At 39.6% G+C, this 2,171-nt stretch carries 1 protein-coding gene; it reads left to right on the top strand.

Features of this window, described 5'->3' with window-relative positions:
• The coding region (locus tag ABYT07_RS20595) for a hypothetical protein (protein ID WP_372993868.1) at positions 1-2,171 on the top strand (2,171 nt) is incomplete at both ends.

Raw genomic sequence — 2,171 nt, 5'->3', positions numbered from 1 at the left:
GGAATCATAGATAATACAGAGGCTCAATCTACCTTCGCATATATCGCACCTTCAGGTAGTGATACCGATGGAGACGGAATTGATGATGCCTACGATATAGATAATGGAGGTTTTGCAATTGGTTATATTAATACAGATGGAGGATGGGCTCCAGATTATGCAGATACAAATTCTGATGATGATGCAGAATATGACCTGGTAGAAAATCATTTTGATAATAGTATAGATGTAAATAAGGATAACGTTATTAATAGTAACGGAAATATTGGGTCTGATGGAATGGTTGACCCGGGAGAACCGGATACAGATGGGGATGGCTTGGTAGATATTTTCGATTTGGTAAATGGTGTTTCAATTATTGATAATGCAACCAATGGAGGTCAAACTCCTATGACACAACCCGATTTAGAAAATCCTGGAAACGATAGAGACTGGAGAGAACAGGTGGTGAATGATAATGATAACGATGGATTTTCAGACCTAAATGACGAAGATGATGATAATGATGGGATATTAGATATAGTTGAAGGTGGAGGAGATGCCGATGGCGATAAGATTCCGCTTTATTTAGACGGAAATGATAATGATCCTTCTGTTTTGGCTGCCAGTACTCCTAATCCTCTAAATGATATAGATGGAGACGGATTACAAAATAGTTTCGACTTAGATTCAGATGGGGATGGAATTCCAGACCATATAGAAGCAGGAGGGATATTTGATGAAGATGGTAATGGTACTCCAGGAACCGGTTTTCTTACAGGAGCAGATGTTAACAATGTAGGAGTTCCTTTGCAAGTCGTAGCGCCAAAGCCGGCTGGTTTTAATGGTGATGGAACAGATGGGTTGAATCCAATTGACACCGACTTGGATGGACTATTTGATTTTATGGATCTGGATTCAGATAATGATGGAATTGGAGATGTAATTGAAGCCGGGGGAATAGATCCCGATGGAAATGGTATTTATGGCTCGGGTTCCACTAACGATCTTGATGCAGACGGTTTTGCCGATGCCTTGGATATTTTATATAATAATGACAATCCTAGTACTGCAGGTGATGATGAAATAGGAACTGTTTTAGGGGGAACTCCTCTCACGGTTTTAATTGGTGGAATACACCAGGTTAAAGATACAGACGGTGATGGACATTCAGATAATTTAGATCTGGATTCAGACAACGATACCGTTCCAGATATTGTTGAAGCCCAAACTACTTTAGGGTACATAGCTTACAACGCAACCGATAGTAATAACAATGGATTAAATGATGTATATGACCCTCGTCTTGGAGGCTTTGGAATAATCCCGGTTGATACAGATGGGGATGGGATTCCAGATTATCTAGATCTGGATTCAGATGATGATACTATTTATGATATTGTAGAGGCTAATTTTAGCCCTGTAGTAGATGCAGATGCCAACGGTAGAACAGATGCTGCAGTAGGAGCTAATGGATTGGATAATGCATATGAGGCTGCCGATAACTTTGCAGACCCAAATGGGTTATTAGATGAAACTCAAACCAATAATTTCCCAGATAATGATGAAGATGTCCTTACAGGGGGAGATGTAGATTATCGTGATGACTCTTTCAACGATTTTGATGAAGATGGAATTGCAGATAATGTAGATAAGGATGATGATAATGATGGGGTTTTGGATATTGATGAATCTTACGGTGCAGATCCACTTCTAGATGCCGATGGAGATGGAATTCCAAACTATTTAGACCCTAAATTTTGTACCGGTGGAGGATTGAATTCCTTTGGAATTTGCCCTGAATTTGATCTTGATAATGATGGGTTTCCTAACCATTTAGATTTGGATTCAGATGGTGATACCTGTAGCGATGCTTTAGAAGCGGGAGCTACCACCACAGTTTTCACTGCAGATTATGTGTTTACTGGTTCTGTAGGGACAGATGGGGTGCCAGATGTAGTACAAGGAGATCCAAACGGTGGAACAGTTAATTATATAGTCAAAAAAACAAATGGTGGCGTTAACGATTTTATGGATGCAACCATAAGTAATGCATGTTCTGCAGATCTGGAACTTGTGAAAACAGTAAATGATGCCACTCCTAAAGTTGGAGACGCAATCACTTTTACCTTAACATTAACCAATAAAGGTCCATTTAGTGTAAGCGAAGTGCAAGTAAAGGATATTATTCC

It is taken from the genome of Sulfitobacter sp., assembly GCF_041552635.1.
Lineage (GTDB): Bacteria > Pseudomonadota > Alphaproteobacteria > Rhodobacterales > Rhodobacteraceae > Sulfitobacter.
The sequence above is the reverse complement of the archived record's forward strand: the minus strand, read 5'-3'. Positions and strand labels throughout refer to the sequence as shown.